This window comes from Pseudomonas wuhanensis (assembly GCF_030687395.1).
Taxonomy (GTDB): domain Bacteria; phylum Pseudomonadota; class Gammaproteobacteria; order Pseudomonadales; family Pseudomonadaceae; genus Aquipseudomonas; species Aquipseudomonas wuhanensis.
In genome coordinates this window covers 4,665,602-4,680,792 of record NZ_CP117430.1, presented here as the reverse complement: position 1 = coordinate 4,680,792, position 15,191 = coordinate 4,665,602, and the positions used below count along the sequence as shown (strand labels likewise).

Annotated in this window: 15 protein-coding genes; 11 read left to right on the top strand and 4 right to left on the bottom strand. The window is 59.6% G+C overall.

The genetic code is table 11. The annotated features are described in order from the left end of the window. The first annotated feature begins 64 nt into the window (after window positions 1-64). The 8 genes from cobU (at window position 65) to PSH88_RS21525 (ending at window position 5,482) form a co-directional block, all read left to right on the top strand. A complete protein-coding gene (gene cobU, locus PSH88_RS21560; RefSeq protein WP_305422533.1) occupies window positions 65-586 on the top strand; it encodes a bifunctional adenosylcobinamide kinase/adenosylcobinamide-phosphate guanylyltransferase in 522 nt (173 codons plus the stop codon). Continuing rightward, a complete protein-coding gene (cobT, locus tag PSH88_RS21555) occupies window positions 583-1,638 on the top strand; it encodes a nicotinate-nucleotide--dimethylbenzimidazole phosphoribosyltransferase (protein WP_305422532.1) in 1,056 nt (351 codons plus the stop codon). The genes cobU and cobT overlap by 4 nt, the downstream gene beginning before the upstream one ends. Further along, on the top strand, window positions 1,635-2,210 hold the full coding sequence (cobC, locus tag PSH88_RS21550; protein ID WP_305422530.1) for an alpha-ribazole phosphatase family protein: 576 nt from the start codon (window positions 1,635-1,637) through the stop codon (window positions 2,208-2,210). The genes cobT and cobC overlap by 4 nt, the downstream gene beginning before the upstream one ends. 2 nt (window positions 2,211-2,212) lie before the next feature. Beyond that, the gene (locus PSH88_RS21545) at window positions 2,213-2,947 is read left to right on the top strand and encodes an adenosylcobinamide-GDP ribazoletransferase (RefSeq protein ID WP_305422528.1); all 735 of its coding nucleotides are present in this window, start codon (window positions 2,213-2,215) and stop codon (window positions 2,945-2,947) included. A gap of 142 nt (window positions 2,948-3,089) precedes the next feature. Then, window positions 3,090-3,494, top strand: coding sequence for a MarR family winged helix-turn-helix transcriptional regulator (locus tag PSH88_RS21540; protein WP_095051845.1), 405 nt, complete (start codon window positions 3,090-3,092; stop codon window positions 3,492-3,494). Between the two features lie 52 nt (window positions 3,495-3,546). Continuing rightward, on the top strand, window positions 3,547-4,755 hold the full coding sequence (locus PSH88_RS21535; RefSeq protein WP_305422524.1) for an MFS transporter: 1,209 nt from the start codon (window positions 3,547-3,549) through the stop codon (window positions 4,753-4,755). Next, a complete protein-coding gene (locus PSH88_RS21530; protein WP_305422522.1) occupies window positions 4,752-4,874 on the top strand; it encodes a hypothetical protein in 123 nt (40 codons plus the stop codon). Before PSH88_RS21535 ends, PSH88_RS21530 begins: the two co-directional genes overlap by 4 nt. A gap of 56 nt (window positions 4,875-4,930) precedes the next feature. Next, window positions 4,931-5,482 (top strand): glutathione peroxidase, encoded by a 552-nt coding sequence (locus tag PSH88_RS21525; protein WP_305422521.1) that lies wholly within the window; start codon window positions 4,931-4,933, stop codon window positions 5,480-5,482. 89 nt (window positions 5,483-5,571) lie between these two features. Here PSH88_RS21525 and PSH88_RS21520 read toward each other — a convergent pair whose 3' ends face one another. The 3 genes from PSH88_RS21520 to PSH88_RS21510 form a co-directional block, all read right to left on the bottom strand. After that, entirely contained in the window at window positions 5,572-6,840 is a 1,269-nt protein-coding gene (locus PSH88_RS21520; protein WP_305422519.1) for an OmpP1/FadL family transporter, read from the bottom strand. A gap of 146 nt (window positions 6,841-6,986) precedes the next feature. Next, on the bottom strand, window positions 6,987-7,469 hold the full coding sequence (locus PSH88_RS21515; RefSeq protein ID WP_038979731.1) for a hypothetical protein: 483 nt from the start codon (window positions 7,467-7,469) through the stop codon (window positions 6,987-6,989). 275 nt (window positions 7,470-7,744) lie between these two features. Next, the gene (locus PSH88_RS21510; protein WP_007898912.1) at window positions 7,745-7,969 is read right to left on the bottom strand and encodes a hypothetical protein; all 225 of its coding nucleotides are present in this window, start codon (window positions 7,967-7,969) and stop codon (window positions 7,745-7,747) included. Window positions 7,970-8,960: 991 nt separating this feature from the next. On the opposite strand from PSH88_RS21510, the gene PSH88_RS21505 reads away from it, so the two are divergent. Together PSH88_RS21505 and PSH88_RS21500 are read left to right on the top strand one after the other, a co-directional pair. Further along, window positions 8,961-9,284 carry an SEL1-like repeat protein gene (locus PSH88_RS21505; protein WP_305422517.1) on the top strand — a complete coding sequence of 108 codons (324 nt, stop codon included), beginning with the start codon at window positions 8,961-8,963 and terminating at the stop codon, window positions 9,282-9,284. A gap of 175 nt (window positions 9,285-9,459) precedes the next feature. Continuing rightward, entirely contained in the window at window positions 9,460-10,824 is a 1,365-nt protein-coding gene (locus tag PSH88_RS21500) for a DNA recombination protein RmuC (protein WP_305427038.1), read from the top strand. A 187-nt stretch (window positions 10,825-11,011) separates the two neighbouring features. Here PSH88_RS21500 and PSH88_RS21495 read toward each other — a convergent pair whose 3' ends face one another. After that, window positions 11,012-14,482, bottom strand: a complete 3,471-nt coding sequence (locus tag PSH88_RS21495; RefSeq protein ID WP_305422516.1) for a hybrid sensor histidine kinase/response regulator — start codon at window positions 14,480-14,482, stop codon at window positions 11,012-11,014. A gap of 361 nt (window positions 14,483-14,843) precedes the next feature. On the opposite strand from PSH88_RS21495, the gene PSH88_RS21490 reads away from it, so the two are divergent. Next, complete coding sequence (locus PSH88_RS21490; RefSeq protein WP_305422514.1) at window positions 14,844-15,155, top strand: cupin domain-containing protein; 312 nt, start codon at window positions 14,844-14,846, stop codon at window positions 15,153-15,155. Window positions 15,156-15,191 lie beyond the last annotated feature (36 nt).

Here is a 15,191-nt window from a genome sequence, read left to right as displayed (position 1 = left end):
TTGTGGGAGCGGGCTTGCCCGCGATGAGGTCTGTCGCGTCACCAAAGATTTTAAGGAATGAACCATGCTGCAACTGATCCTCGGCGGCGCCCGATCCGGCAAAAGTCGCCTGGCCGAGAAACTCGCGTCCGACAGTGGCCTGACAGTGACCTACATCGCCACCAGCCAACCCCTGGACGGTGAAATGAACGAACGGGTGGCCCATCACCGCGCCCGGCGTCCGGCCGAATGGGCATTGATCGAAGAACCGCTGGAGCTGGCCCGCGTACTGCGCGAAAACGCCAGTGCCGATCATTGCTTGCTGGTGGATTGTCTGACGCTGTGGCTGACCAATCTGCTGATGCTCGACGATGCAGAGCGCGTGTCGGCCGAGCGCGAAGCCCTGCTGGACTGCCTGGCATCGTTGCCGGGTGAAATCATTTTTGTCAGCAACGAGACCGGGATGGGTGTCGTACCGCTGGGTGAATTGACTCGCCGCTATGTTGATGAAGCCGGTTGGCTGCATCAAGCCTTGGCCGAGCGCTGTCAGCGAGTCGTCTTGACCGTCGCCGGCCTGCCCCTGACTTTGAAAGGAACTGCGTTATGACTCACTCCTGGTGGCTGAGCCCGTGCAAGCCAATCGACGCGCAAGCGGTCGAACAGGCGAAGGCGCGTCAACAGCAACTGACCAAGCCTGCTGGCTCTCTCGGCCAGCTCGAATCGGTGGCGGTGCGACTGGCCGGGCTGCAGGGGCAGGTCAAGCCGACGCTCGATCAGCTGTGGATTGCGATTTTTGCCGGTGACCATGGTGTGGTCGCCGAAGGTGTGTCGGCGTTTCCGCAGGAAGTCACCGGGCAGATGCTGCTCAACTTTGTCAGCGGCGGCGCGGCGATCAGCGTGTTGGCCCGGCAGTTGGGGGCGTCCCTGGAAGTGGTCGATCTCGGCACCGTCATGCCGTCATTGAATCTGCCGGGTGTGCGTCACCTGAATGTCGGCCCGGGCACGGCAAATTTCATCCAGGGGCCGGCGATGACTCAGGCCCAGGGCGAACTCGCTTTGCAGGCCGGTCGCGACAGTGTGCAACGCGCCATCGCGGCGGGCGCGCAGCTGTTCATCGGTGGCGAAATGGGCATCGGCAACACTACCGCAGCCAGCGCGTTGGCCTGTGCGTTGCTCGATTGCCCGGTGGTGCATCTGGCCGGGCCGGGCACCGGATTGAACGCGGCGGGTGTCAGCCATAAAGCCCAGGTCATCGAGCGTGCCTTGGCGTTGCACAGCGCTCAGCGGGGCGATGCGCTGCAGACCTTGTTCAATCTCGGCGGTTTCGAAATTGCTGCGCTGGTCGGCGCGTACCTGGCCTGTGCTCAGGAAGGTGTCGCGGTGTTGGTTGACGGGTTTATTTGCAGTGTCGCCGCGTTGGTGGCGGTGCGTTTGAATCCGGCCTGCCGTGAGTGGTTGCTGTTCGGTCATCGCGGCGCCGAGCCGGGTCATCGTCATGTGCTCGAAACCCTGAGCGCCGAACCGTTGCTGGACCTCGGTCTGCGACTGGGCGAGGGCAGTGGTGCGGCATTGGCCGTGCCATTGTTGCGTCTGGCCTGCGACCTGCACGGGCAGATGGCGACGTTCGCCGAAGCCGCAGTGGCGGATCGCCCGGCATGATCTTGCGCCTGGACCTGCTGCGCCATGGCGAGACCGAACTCGGTGGCGGTTTGCGCGGCAGCCTCGACGATGCGCTGACCGGCAAGGGCTGGGAGCAAATGCGCGACGCGGTGATCAAGCAAGGGCCCTGGAATCGACTGGTCAGTTCACCGTTGCAGCGTTGCGCGCGTTTTGCGCAAGAGCTGGGGGGGCAATTGGGTTTGCCGGTGCAGCTGGATAAGGATCTGCAAGAGCTGCACTTCGGCGCCTGGGAAGGGCAGAGCGCAGCGGCGCTGATGGAAACCAGCGCCGAGGCGTTGGGCTTGTTCTGGGCCGATCCTTATTCGTTCACGCCGCCTGAAGGTGAGCCGGTGGCGGACTTTTCTGCACGAGTGTTGGCGGCCATCGAACGGCTGCACGCGGCCTATGCGGGTGAGCGGATCTTGCTGATCAGCCATGGCGGCGTCATGCGTTTATTGCTGGCTCAAGCGCGCGGATTGCCGCGTGAACAGTTGCTCAACGTTGAAGTCGGTCATGGCGCGTTGTTCTCGCTGTCGGTCGAGTCCGGTGTGTTGTTAAGGGAAGCGATCTGACCATGTTGCCGTTCTGGATCGCCCTGCAATTTCTGAGCAGCCTGCCGATTCGCCTGCCGGGTATGCCGACGCCCGAGGAATTGGGCAGGTCATTGCTGTTTTATCCACTGGTCGGTTTGCTGTTCGGCGCGATTCTGTGGGGGCTGAACTGGCTATTGCTGGGTACGCCATTATTGCTTCATGCCGCGCTGCTGCTGAGCATTTGGGTCGTGCTCAGCGGCGCGTTGCACCTGGATGGTCTGGCCGATAGCGCCGATGCGTGGCTCGGTGGCTATGGCGATCGTGAACGCACCCTGACCATCATGAAAGATCCGCGCAGCGGGCCGATCGCCGTGGTGACGCTGGTATTGGTGTTGCTGCTCAAGTTCGCCGCGTTGCTGGCGTTGATCGAGCAGCAGCACAGCGTGGTCCTGATCATTGCTCCATTGATTAGCCGTAGCGCGTTGCTGAGCTTATTCCTCTCCACGCCTTACGTACGTCCGGGTGGATTGGGGCAGGCGCTGGCCGATCATCTGCCGCGTTTGGCCGGGAAGCAGGTGTTGGCGATCAGTGCGGTGGCTTGTGTGCTGATGGCTGGCCTCAGCGGTCTATGGGCGCTTGCATTGGCTGCGGTGGTGTTTGTCTGGTTGCGGCAAGTGATGGTGCGGCGATTGGGCGGGACAACGGGCGATACGGCAGGAGCGTTGCTTGAATTGCTGGAGGTGGCGGTGCTGGTGGGGCTTGCAATGCTGTTGTAGGAGCGAGGCTTGCCCGCGAAGGCGGTGTATCAGTCGATATCAATGTTGACTATGCTGCCGCCTTCGCGGGCAAGCCTCGCTCCTACGGGTAATATGTGTCGAAAAATTTGCTTTCATTTAACCGCGGGTATATACACGCACTATGCTTCCTTCTCAATGTTTGTGCACTAACCTGCGTCGCGCCGCTCGTGGCGTCAGCAGGCATTATGACGGCGCCCTCGACGGCTTCGGGATTAACGTTGCCCAGTATTCTCTGCTGTGCAATCTGCAGCGTCTGGATCAGCCGAGCATCTCGTCGCTGGCCGAAGCCATGGGCCTGGATCGCAGCACCCTCGGGCGCAATCTGCGGGTGCTGGAGGGCGAAGGCCTGGTGACGTTGGTCGAGGGCGAGGACATGCGCAATCGCATCGTCCTGCTCACCGAAACGGGCCGTGAACGTCTGGCAGCGGCCTTGCCGGCTTGGGAAGCGGCGCAGCAGCGGTTGATCGACCGTCTGGGTGCCGAGAAGCGCGAAATCTTGCTGAAACTGCTGGATGAACTGGCCTGAGGCCAGTTTTTTCGATCTTAAGCGGGTATATACCCGCTACCGGAGAACAAGAATGACATCAATGTGGCGTACATGCGGTTGGGTGCTGTTGGGCAGTGCGCTGATTCTGGCGTTGTCCCTGGGTGTGCGACACGGCTTCGGGTTGTTTCTGGCGCCCATGAGCGCCGAGTTCGGCTGGGGCCGCGAAGTGTTTGCCTTCGCCATTGCTTTGCAGAACCTGATCTGGGGCTTGGCGCAGCCATTCACCGGCGCACTGGCCGACCGCTTTGGTGCCGCGAAAGTGGTGTTGATCGGTGGTGTTCTGTACGCGTTGGGTTTGGTGTTCATGGGGCTGTCCGATTCGGCGGTGACCTTGTCCTTGAGCGCCGGCCTGTTGATTGGTATCGGCCTGTCCGGCACCTCGTTCTCGGTGATCCTCGGCGTGGTGGGCCGTGCCGTGCCACCGGAAAAACGCAGCATGGGCATGGGGATCGCCAGCGCCGCCGGTTCTTTCGGTCAGTTCGCCATGTTGCCCGGCACGCTGGGGCTGATCGGCTGGCTTGGCTGGTCCGCGGCATTGCTGGTGCTGGGCCTGGTGGTGGCGCTGATCGTGCCGCTGGTGAGCATACTCAAGGACAAACCGCTGCCGGTTCTCGGGCACGAGCAAACCCTCTCTGAAGCGCTACGCGAAGCCTGTTCCCATTCAGGATTCTGGCTGTTGGCGTTCGGCTTTTTTGTCTGCGGTTTTCAAGTGGTGTTCATCGGCGTGCACTTGCCGGCCTATCTGGTGGACCAACACTTGCCAGCCTCCGTCGGCACCACGGTGCTGGCGCTGATCGGGCTGTTCAATATCTTCGGCACCTATACAGCTGGCTGGCTCGGCGGGCGGATGTCCAAGCCGCGCCTGCTCACCGGCCTGTATCTGTTGCGGGCGGTAGTGATTGTGCTGTTCCTCTGGGCGCCGGTTACTCAGGTCACGGCTTATCTGTTCGGGATGGCCATGGGGTTTCTCTGGTTGTCGACGGTGCCCTTGACCAACGGCACGGTGGCGACCTTGTTCGGTGTACGAAATTTGTCCATGCTCGGTGGGATAGTTTTCCTCTTCCACCAGCTCGGGTCGTTCCTCGGTGGCTGGTTGGGTGGGGTGGTGTATGACCGAACCGGGAGTTACGACTTGATCTGGCAGGTGGCGATTCTCTTGAGTCTGGTGGCCGCAGCCCTGAATTGGCCGGTGCGCGAGCAGCCGGTGGCGCGTCTGCAAACCCGGATGAGTGCTGCATGAACAGTCTCTGGCCGCGGATGGCTGCTATCGCCGTCGGCATGTTGCTGCTGGCCCTAGCATGGTGGGGCTGGCATCAGGGTGGCCTGGCATTGATGCAGCTGGGTATGGGGGCTTGCTAGCGAGCGACGAAGGCGAGTAATTTCGTTTTCTGACGATTGCTCAAGGATGCACTGACATGCTGATGCGCTGGCTTGCAGTTCCCGCGTTGTTGATGGCTTTTACCGGGTTGGCCCAAGCGGCAGAATGCCCGGAATTGTTCAAAGGCTCATTGCCCAAGCTGCGGGCCAAGGAATCCATCGATCTGTGCCAGCGCTTCGCCGGCAAGCCGCTGGTGGTGGTCAATACCGCGAGCTTCTGTGGCTTCGCTCCGCAGTTCAAAGGCCTTGAGGCGTTGTATCAGCGTTATAAGGATCAAGGACTTGAGGTGGTCGGTGTTCCGTCCAATGACTTCAAGCAAGAGTCCAAAGATGGCGCAGAGACTGCCAAAGTCTGTTACGTGAACTACGGCGTGACCTTCACCATGACCGAAACACAGAAAGTCCGTGGCGATGATGCAACGCATTTGTTCAAGTTCCTTGCTGAACAAAGCAGTTCGCCGAAGTGGAATTTCTACAAGTACGTGGTCGATCGCCAAGGCAAGGTGATCGCCAATTTCTCCAGCCTGACCAAACCTGACAATCCCGAGTTCATCGAGGCGGTGGAGAAAGCTCTGGCTTCGAAGCCCTGATCGACGCGCACTAAAAAGCCCCGCCTCTGTACAAGAGCGCGGGGCTTTTTCAATTCAGGCGGCGAAGCAGTCAAACTCGCCGTGAATCATCAGAAACGATAGGTCGCGCCTACACCGAAACCGTTCGCATAGTTTTCATACTCGGCGCTGTAGTTCTGGCGACCGTTGCTGTTGTTGACCTTGACCGACTCTTCGCGCAGGTACGAGTACGCTACGTCGATGGTCAGGTCGTCGGTCGGGCTCCAACCAGCGCCAAGGCTGAAAATCTTGCGATCGCCAGTCGGAATGCGTGGGGAGCGGTCTTCGTTGTTGGTCGGTGCCTGGTCGACAGACAGACCGGTACGCAGGACCCATTGTTTGTTCAACTGGTACGAAGCGCCGATGGCGTGAGCCCAAGTGTCATGCCAGTTCTGTTCTTCAGTGATGGTGCCAAATCGACTGTTCAGGGCAGCAGGAACGCCACTGTTCTCAACGGAGATTTCTTTCAGGCGGCTCCAGCGAGTCCAGGTGCTGCCTGCGTAGAGAGTCCATTTGTCGTCCAACTGGTGAGTAACCGAGAAGTCGACCGACTCAGGCGTGGTGATGTCCAGCGACGCGTCGTACTTCTGGCTCGGGTTCTGACCGAGGGCCCCCAGGAGGTTGTAGTTGACCTTGGTGTCACCTTCGAGCTTGTACTTCACTTTCGAGTGGTAGGTGAGGCCGACGCGAGTGCTGTCGGTGGCTTGAACCAGAATCCCGATGTTGTAGCCCAGTGCGGTGTCGTCACCCTTGATCTTGACGGTACCGTCCGGCGCGCGCGGGTTCAGCGACAGGTTCGATTCCAGGGTGCCGTCAATGCGGTTGATGGTCGGACCGAAACCGATCGACACCTTGTCGTTGAAGGCGTAGCTGACGGTTGGCTGCAGGGTTACGATTTTCACTTCGCTTTTGCTGCCGAAATAACGGCCGGCAAAGCCGTTCTCGTAGTCGGTCACCAGGCCGAACGGTGCGTATACGCCAACACCGAATGCCCAGTGATCATCGATTGGCTTTACGTAGTAGCCCATGGGCACGCCCATGAAAGGGACCATGTCACCTTTGTTGGTTCCACCATTCGGGCTGGAGCTGGCATCACTGATGTCAGCGTGCGCGTCGATAAATGCAACACCGCCGGTCACTTGTTCGCGCTTGAGGCGAGACATGCCGGCAGGGTTACCAAAAATAGTGGATGCGTCGTCGGCAGAAGAAGATCGCCCGGCAAAACCTGTCCCCATCCCGCTGATGCTTTGTTCGTTGAGGGCAAAACCACTGGCGAAGAGCTGGGTGGATGCCAAGGCAACGGCGAGGCTAAGGGTGGTTTTGAGTATTACTTTTTTCATTATTAGAACTCCTGGTGATCACCGGGGCGAAAATTACCAACATTTTCGCCCCAGCGCCATAGGCTGTAATGCTTGATTTAGAGCGGTTTTGTAGGACAATCCGACCAAAATCGCGACAAGTTGTGCGATCTTCGGAAACGGGTGGGTCAGCAGGCGACCTGATTCAACGATGAAACACAGGTTTGCCAGGCGTAGGTGAAATCTCGCAGACGACCTTGGGGCTGGAAAGTCTGGCGCCAGATTCGGGCCATTCCCAACAGGTCATCGGAGGCGGGGAGGGGAGTGTTCTGTTCTTCTACCAGCAGCCAGGCGATGGCGGTGGCGTAACGCAGGTTGACGGTCAATTCCAGGTGCGGTCCGCTGAGAAAAGCATGCTGGCTGGCCAAGCCTCGGACCAGGCTTGCGCGATCCGGGTCCAGGGCCAAATAGTGATCCCATAGGGCTTGATGGCGAGGCTCGGCGATTCGGTACAGGCCGTGTCCACGGCGGTCGTGCAAGGCTGACCCAAGGGCTGACTGACTAGCGGCAATGCCCAGCAGCAGGGATTCGGCAGTAGCGCTATGGCGTCCGAGGTAGATCAACGTCGGACGGATCACATAACGACACAGTTCGCTGGCAGCGATTCCCATAAAGCCCTCGAAACCTGAAGTGGTCGGCGATACCTGAAGGGGGCCTTGGCAGCAATGGATCGATTCAGGCTCGCCGGAAGCGGATCAAGCCGCTTGAGTTGAAGTGTAGTGTCATTATTTTGCTGTAAAGGCCTGTTTTTAAAATATTTCCGGCTTCGAGTTATAACCGTTATATCGGTTGGTGCTTAGCCGTAGGCCACGAATTGAGAAATATCGGGCAATAAAAAGCCCCGCTTTTCAGCAGGGCTTTTGAGGTTTTCAGCCTTTCTGGCGTCTCAGGCAACCAGTGCCTGGCGAGTACGCTCGATCACAGCCTGCAGCGGTTCTGCGCTGGAGTATTGATCGGGGTACAGGCGTTCGCTGTGACGAGCGATGCCGTGTTCGTTGACCAGAGTGAAGCTGAAGCAGCCTTTGCGAGCGGCCATGATCAGGCAGTTCATTGGAGCAAAAGCGTTGGTTAGGGTGCGGATGGCATCCTGGGTGTGGATTTGAGTAGACATAATGGGTGTTCCTACAAGCGACACGGATAAGAACCGTGCAAAGTTAAAACGTTCCAGTGACGACGACCACCATTGGTCGAACGAAGAACCCGACTGGAACAAAGCAGCCAGTTTGAAGCGCTGATAAATTGGCGCGCTTGGGCTGGCAGGTAGGTACTTAGGAGGGCAGGCAACACATCAAGGGCAAAGGTTCTGGGCCCGGGGTGAAGATCCTGATCAATTTGCAGGCTGGTTCGGTCAGAGTAAGTGAGCTTGGCAACACCCTTTGCTTTCGATTCAAAGGCTGTGTTGGCGCAAGATTTACCTGGAAACCATCGAGGTGGTCGATCCCGTTTTGTCGGTGGAGGCTTCTCTTAGGGAAGGCTGACCGGGGATTTGTTCGACCAGAATTGACTTTCAGCTTGGTACTAACGCCGCGGATACTAACGGATTGGATTGTCAAAGGGAAGCTTGTTCGCAAATAAGATCGTTGGAGTGTCTGCCGACCAGTCCCCACTCAACGGTCAGAAGAGCCACCGGCAGAGCCTGCGCCCCGTAATGGCCCAGAGCCCGACCGTTGATCCGAGAGGACGATCGACCCAGGATCTATCTGTAGCGCGGGTTGCCCGGGTTTATCCCCTGGCCTTACCTAAAAACGCGCCGAAAAAGCGCATCGATATAACCGCCTCACAGGTACTTGTGCACATAAGTTGCGCGAACTGTCATCCCACTGTCATCCACGTCTCAATGGAAGTGGGTGCCTGTAATGAAAATTTAAGTCAATGAAAAACATCGCTTTTTTTTACTGGTGAAAAAATCGTCAGTTTGACTGCGAGCCCCATCCCACACGGCTTTGCGCGAGTTCAAAGGCGGTTGTCCACTGAGTTATCCACAGCTTCTGTGGATTGTCCCAAGCGCTTGCTCTAGGACGGGCGTGCAGGCTTTTTTCAACTTTACCTGTGCGAAAAAAAGAGTAGAGTGGCGCGCCTTCCGATCTGCCCCACAGTGCTTTATGAAGTTTCGCTCAGTATCAGTCTCTGTTACCCCAACCCCCCCCAGTGTTTCCCCACCCAAGCGCTTTTCGATGCGCGTGGCCGAGTGGCTACTGGACAGCCCGCGCCTGGGCGAAAACTCCAACGTCAAACACTTCGCCGGACGCTTGCTCAAGCAGCCTGCCCGTGAAGGCGTCGTGGCTGCGCAAAGCCGTCTCGGCCAGCTGATGTGCCGCGAATGCGGTAACGCCCGGGATCGCCGCATTGGCCAGGAGTTGTTGCGTCAGGCCGCGCGTGCGGGCGACCGACGCGCGCAACGGGAACTCGGCCTGACCGAAGACTGAGCTGTCCAAGACCTGACGCCTTGGTTAACCTTCACGCTTTATCTAATCGGCAGGAGTGGCTATGGCGATGGACTTGACCAGCGTATTGCTGGGTCTGGCGGGCGCTGCATTGCCGTTACTGGTACTGGCCTGGCAGCTTCAGCGTCGGGCAAGTTCGGGGCAGGCCGAGCTGGCAATACTGGAAGAGCGCCTTGCCATCGCCCAGCTGACGCAGGATGGCTTGAATGCGCAGCTCGACACTTGCCGTGATGAAATCGCAGACCTGAGCCAGGCCAACGCCGCCAAACAGGCCGATCTGGCCGCCGTGCGTCGTGAAGTCGAACTGCTCCAGATCGAACGCGACGACGCCCGCGACGCGGCCCACGCCTGGAACATCGAACGCGCCGGCAAAGAGGCTGAGTTGCGTCGCCTCGACGCTCAGGCCGCTTCCCTTAACGCCGAGCTGCGTGAGCAGCAGGAAAGCCATCAGCAGCGCCTCAACGACCTTCAAGGCTCGCGGGACGAGTTGCGCGCGCAATTCGCCGAGTTGGCGGGCAAGATCTTCGACGAGCGTGAGCAGCGTTTTGCCGAAACCAGTCAGCAGCGCTTGGGGCAACTGCTCGATCCATTGAAGGAACGTATCCAGTCGTTCGAAAAACGCGTCGAGGAAAGCTATCAGGCCGAAGCCCGCGAGCGCTTTTCCTTGGCCAAGGAGCTGGAACGGTTGCAACAACTGAACCTGCGTCTGAGCGACGAAGCCACCAACCTGACGCGGGCCTTGAAAGGGCAGAAAACCCAAGGCAACTGGGGCGAACTGATTCTCGAGCGGGTGCTTGAACACGCGGGTCTGGAGAAGGGCCGTGAGTACCAGACCCAGGTCAATCTCAAGGGGCCGGATGGTGAGCGTTTCCAGCCGGATGTGATTATTTACCTGCCCGGTGACAAGCAGGTCGTGGTCGATTCCAAGGTCAGCCTCACGGCTTATCAGCAGTATGTGGCGGCTGAGGACGACGGCATCGGCCAGATCGCCATCAAACAACATGTACTGTCCCTGCGCAATCACGTCAAAGGCCTGGCCGGCAAGGACTACAAGCGGCTCGACGGCTTGCACAGCCTGGATTTCGTTCTGCTTTTCGTTCCGATCGAAGCGGCGTTTTCTGCGGCGTTGCAGGCTGAGCCGACGCTGTTTCAGGAGGCTTTCGACCGCAATATCGTGATCGTCAGCCCGACCACGTTGCTGGCCACTTTGCGGGTTATCGACAGCCTGTGGAAGCAGGAGCGCCAGAGTCAGAACGCCCGGGAAATCGCCGAGCGCGCCGGTTGGCTGTACGACAAGTTCGTGTTGTTCATTCAGGATCTGGATGAGGTCGGCAATCGCCTGCAGCAACTGGACAAAGCCTACAGCTCTGCACGTAATAAGCTGACTGAAGGCCGCGGCAACCTGGTCAGTCGCAGCGAGCAGCTCAAGTTGCTGGGCGCGCGAGCCAGCAAGAGCTTGCCGGCGGACTTGCTGGAGCGGGCGATGACGGATGTCGATGGCTTGGCCGAACTGCCCGAATAAGCTTCTGGTGTTCGATGACATTTGTGGCGAGGGGGCTTGCTGTGGCGAGGGAGCTTGCTCCCGTTGGGCTGCGCAGCAGCCCCCCGTTTCCCGTAAAGCAATCCGCGTTGCGTGTTTTGCGACTGCTTCGCAGTCTGGCGGGAGCAAGCTCCCTCGCCACAGGTTCTGGGCTAGCCAGACGCATTTATTACAACGGCAAATGCCGACTCAACAACGCCCGCAACGCCGCCGGTTTCACCGGTTTGGCCAAATAATCCAGACCCGCTGCATGCACCTGGGCCACCGTCTCCGGTCGTCCATCGGCACTGATCACCACCCCTGGCACCGGCTCACCCAGTTGCGTGCGCAACCATGCCATCAATTCGGTCCCGGTCTCGCCATCGTCCAGGTGGTAATCCACCAGCGCCAATTGCGGACGCACTCCGTCGCCGAGCAGCGTCGCGCATTCCTCACGGTTGCGCGCGGTCCAGACCTGGCAACCCCAGCGGGTGAGCAAACTGTTCATGCCGATGAGGATGCTGTCTTCGTTATCGATACACAGCACCTGCGCGCCGCTGAGCAAATGGCCATTGAGTTCGGCAACCTTGGCCGGCGTCGCGGTTTGTGCCCGAGCCAGCGGTACGCTGACACTGAACACGCTGCCGCGACCCGGCCAGGAACGCACGCGCAGGGTGTGACCCAGCACGCGACACAGCCCATCGGCAATCGCCAGTCCCAGGCCCAAACCTTTCTCGGCCCGGGTCTGGTGGCTGTCGAGGCGTTTGAACTCTTCGAAAATCACCTGCAGTTTGTCTTCCGGAATGCCCGGTCCACGGTCCCAGACCTCCAGACACAGCTCACCCTTGCGCCGCCGAACGCCGAGCAGCACCGGGCCTTTGGCGTAGCGGAAGGCATTGGTCAGGAAGTTCTGCAGGATCCGTCGCAGCAGTTTGATGTCGCTGTCGACCCGTAACGCACTGCCCCTGACGCGAAATTTCAATCCCTGTTCTTGAGCCAGGGCCTTGAACTCGGCGCCCAGCGTATGGAATAAATCATTGAGCTCGAAGGGCTTGCGATCAGGGTTGATCTTGCCGTTTTCCAGGCGGGAAATGTCCAACAGATCGCTGATCAGGTCCTCGGCCGAGCGCAGCGAACTGTCCAGGTGATGAACCAGTTTCCGGGCTTCACTGGATAAGTTTTCTTCCTGGTGGGAGAGGGCGGCAGAGAACAGCCGCGCAGCATTCAGCGGTTGCATCAAGTCATGGCTGACGGCGGCCAGGAAACGGGTTTTGGATTGGTTGGCCGATTCGGCAGTGCCCTTGGCTTCGGTCAGGGCAATATTGAGTTGCGACAGCTCGTGGGTCCGTTCGGTGACCCGTTGTTCGAGGCCTTCGTTCGCTTCGGTCAGCGCCTGCTCGGCCTCGCGGAACGCGGTGATGTCGGTGAAGCTCATGACGAAACCGCCGCCGGGCATCGGGTTACCGATCAGCTCGATCACTCGACCATTGGGAAACAATCGCTCGGAGGTATGGGCGCGGCCCTGACGCATCCAGTGCAGGCGGCGGGCGACGTGCACTTCCGCTTCGCCGGGGCCGCACAGGCCGCGCTCGGCGTTGTAGCGAATGATGTCGGCAATCGGTCGGCCAACGCTGATCAAACCGTCGGGGTAGTTGAATAACTCAAGGTAGCGCCGGTTCCAGGCCACCAGTTTCAACGACTGGTCGACCACACTGATGCCCTGGGTGATGTTTTCGATGGCGCCTTGCAACAGGGCGCGGTTGAACTGCAGCACTTCCGAGGTTTCGTCGGCGATCCGCACGACATCCTCGAGTTGCATTTCCCGACCTTCGATGGCGGCTTTTACCACCGCCCGGGTTGAAGATGCGCCGAGTACACCGGCCAGCAAGCGTTCGGTATGGGCGATCCATTCACCGTCCGCGTTCTGGTTCGGGTTGAAGCCCTTGCCCTGACGGTAGGCGAAACGGAGGAAACTCTGACGAGCCCGCTCTTCGCCGACAAAACGGGCGGCCAGTTGCTGCAAGTCGTTGATCTGTACCGCCAGCATCGAGCGGGCGCTCGGGCGGGCGCTGATTTCCTGGCCAATGAAGCGGCCGGCCTGCCAGTGCTCCGAAACCCGCGTGCGTGACAGTAGCGAGACCCAGGCGAACAAGGTGAAGTTGCCCGCCAGGGACAGCACCACGCCTTGAGTCAGCGGGGTGATCGGCAGGTTCAACGGATTGCCTTGCAGCCATGCCAGGCCCGGAAAACTGCTCAGGGGCAAGCCGAGACTCTTGGCGGCGATCGGCAATACCAACGTGTAGAACCAGAGGAACGTGCCTGCGGCCAGCCCTGCGAACACCCCACGACGGTTAGCCTGTTTCCAGTACAGTGCGCCAAGCATGGCCGGGGCCAGTTGGGTGACGGCGGCGAAGGCGATCTGGCCGATGGTCGCCAGGCTTGCGGTGGAGCCCAGCAGGCGATAGCTGACGTAGGCCAATAGCAGAATGACCACGATGCTCACCCGGCGCACCGACAGCATCCACTGGCGGAACACTTCGAATGGCCGCTCGGCGTTGTTGCGCCGCAGCAACCAGGGCAGCAACAGGTCGTTGGAGAGCATGGTCGACAGCGCCACGCTGGCCACGATCACCATACCGGTCGCCGCCGAAGCGCCACCAATAAACGCCAGCATCGCCAAGGCAGGGTGAGATTGAGCCAGGGGCAGGCTGATGACGAATGAGTCCGGCAGCACCGAACTGGGCAGCAACATCTGACCGGCCAGTGCGATCGGCACGACAAACAACGCCGCCAGCGCCAGATAGGCCGGGAATACCCACTTGGCCAAACGCAGGTCCTGGGGGTCGATGTTTTCCACCACGGTCACATGGAACTGCCGGGGCAGGCAGATGATCGCCATCATCGCCACGCCGGTTTGCACCACCATGGACGGCCAGTTGATGGTTTCTTTCCAGTACGCTTCGAGGCGCGGAGCGAGCATGGCCTGGTCGAACAGGTCGTCAAAACCGTCGTACAGGCCATAGGTCACGAACGCGCCGACCGCGAGAAAAGCGAACAGCTTGACCAGCGATTCAAAGGCAATCGCCATCACCATGCCGCGGTGGTGTTCCGTGGCATCGAGGTTGCGGGTACCGAAAACGATGGTGAACAGCGCCAGCACCAGCGACACGATCAGCGCCGTGTCCTGCGCGCGTGTGCCCATGGCGTCAGCGCCGGCGCCGATCAGCAGGTTCACGCCCAGCACGATGCCCTTGAGCTGCAAGGCGATGTAGGGCAATACGCCGACCAGACAGATCAGCGCCACCACCACCGCCAGCGACTGGGATTTGCCATAGCGGGCGGCGATGAAGTCGGCGATGGAAGTGATGTTTTCCTGCTTGCTGATCATCACCATTTTTTGCAGGACCCACGGCGCGCACACCAGCAGCAGGATCGGTCCGAGGTAGATCGGCAGGAATGACCAGAGTTGTTCTGCCGCCTGGCCCACGGCGCCAAAGAATGTCCAACTGGTGCAATAAACGGCCAGCGACAAGCTGTACACCCAGGCACGCACCCGTGGCGGCAACGGCGCGCTGCGCCGGTCACCGTAAAAGGCGATAGCGAACAGGATGGCCATATAGGCCAGGGCGACGGTGGCAATCAGCCCGATGGACAGCGACATGGGAACTCCAGACAAAAGACATCCGGGACTCCACCCGGTCAGGACAGTCTCGCATGACCGCTTGAGTTAGTCAGTGTCGACCAAGGTCGTGGCGTGGTGGGGTGTCGCAGGTTGGGAGTCAGTTCGATTTTTGGTGTGTTTGGGGGCCTCTTCGCGAGCGAGCCCGCTCCCACACTCGATCGTCAGTAAACACAAAATATCTGGGCATCCTCAATCCAGTGTGGGAGCGGGCTTGCTTGCGAAGGCGGCCCCACTGATTCAATGCAATATCGATCAACCCATACAGTCCGTCAAAGTCTGTGGCGTCGATGTTCGATGACCGTTAGCCTTGGCACCGCCATTCATTTCGACGGACCGCCCCATGAAGATCATCCGCAGCAAATCCTTCACCGGTGACCGCGCCTGGGCGGCGCTGGATATCGCTAACATGAACGGCATCACCACCCGTTTGCACTGGACCGATCAGCCTTACAAATGGCACATCAACGATGGCCAGGAAGTGTTCGTGGTGCTCGATGGCCAAGTGCAGATGCGTTATCGCGAAGCAGGCCTGGAGAAGGAAACGCTGCTTGAGGTTGGCGATATTTTTTATGCGTCAGTGGGTACTGAGCATGTGGCTCATCCGCGAGGTGTGGCGAGGATATTGGTGATCGAGACGGAAGGCAGCGTGTGATGACTTATCTGCAAAACAGATAACAGTTAGAGATAT

What these genes read in the sequence shown, in the direction of transcription:
- PSH88_RS21530 (WP_305422522.1), top strand. Translation starts at nt 4,752, where the DNA reads ATGAACAGTCTCTGGCCGCGGATGGCTGCTATCGCCGTCGGCATGTTG.
- PSH88_RS21525 (WP_305422521.1), top strand. Translation starts at nt 4,931, where the DNA reads ATGCTGATGCGCTGGCTTGCAGTTCCCGCGTTGTTGATGGCTTTTACC.
- PSH88_RS21490 (WP_305422514.1), top strand. Translation starts at nt 14,844, where the DNA reads ATGAAGATCATCCGCAGCAAATCCTTCACCGGTGACCGCGCCTGGGCG.
- PSH88_RS21545 (WP_305422528.1), top strand. Translation starts at nt 2,213, where the DNA reads ATGTTGCCGTTCTGGATCGCCCTGCAATTTCTGAGCAGCCTGCCGATT.
- cobT (WP_305422532.1), top strand. Translation starts at nt 583, where the DNA reads ATGACTCACTCCTGGTGGCTGAGCCCGTGCAAGCCAATCGACGCGCAA.
- PSH88_RS21535 (WP_305422524.1), top strand. Translation starts at nt 3,547, where the DNA reads ATGACATCAATGTGGCGTACATGCGGTTGGGTGCTGTTGGGCAGTGCG.
- PSH88_RS21505 (WP_305422517.1), top strand. Translation starts at nt 8,961, where the DNA reads ATGAAGTTTCGCTCAGTATCAGTCTCTGTTACCCCAACCCCCCCCAGT.
- PSH88_RS21540 (WP_095051845.1), top strand. Translation starts at nt 3,090, where the DNA reads ATGCTTCCTTCTCAATGTTTGTGCACTAACCTGCGTCGCGCCGCTCGT.
- PSH88_RS21520 (WP_305422519.1), bottom strand. Translation starts at nt 6,840, where the DNA reads ATGAAAAAAGTAATACTCAAAACCACCCTTAGCCTCGCCGTTGCCTTG.
- cobC (WP_305422530.1), top strand. Translation starts at nt 1,635, where the DNA reads ATGATCTTGCGCCTGGACCTGCTGCGCCATGGCGAGACCGAACTCGGT.
- PSH88_RS21515 (WP_038979731.1), bottom strand. Translation starts at nt 7,469, where the DNA reads ATGGGAATCGCTGCCAGCGAACTGTGTCGTTATGTGATCCGTCCGACG.
- PSH88_RS21495 (WP_305422516.1), bottom strand. Translation starts at nt 14,482, where the DNA reads ATGTCGCTGTCCATCGGGCTGATTGCCACCGTCGCCCTGGCCTATATG.
- PSH88_RS21510 (WP_007898912.1), bottom strand. Translation starts at nt 7,969, where the DNA reads ATGTCTACTCAAATCCACACCCAGGATGCCATCCGCACCCTAACCAAC.
- cobU (WP_305422533.1), top strand. Translation starts at nt 65, where the DNA reads ATGCTGCAACTGATCCTCGGCGGCGCCCGATCCGGCAAAAGTCGCCTG.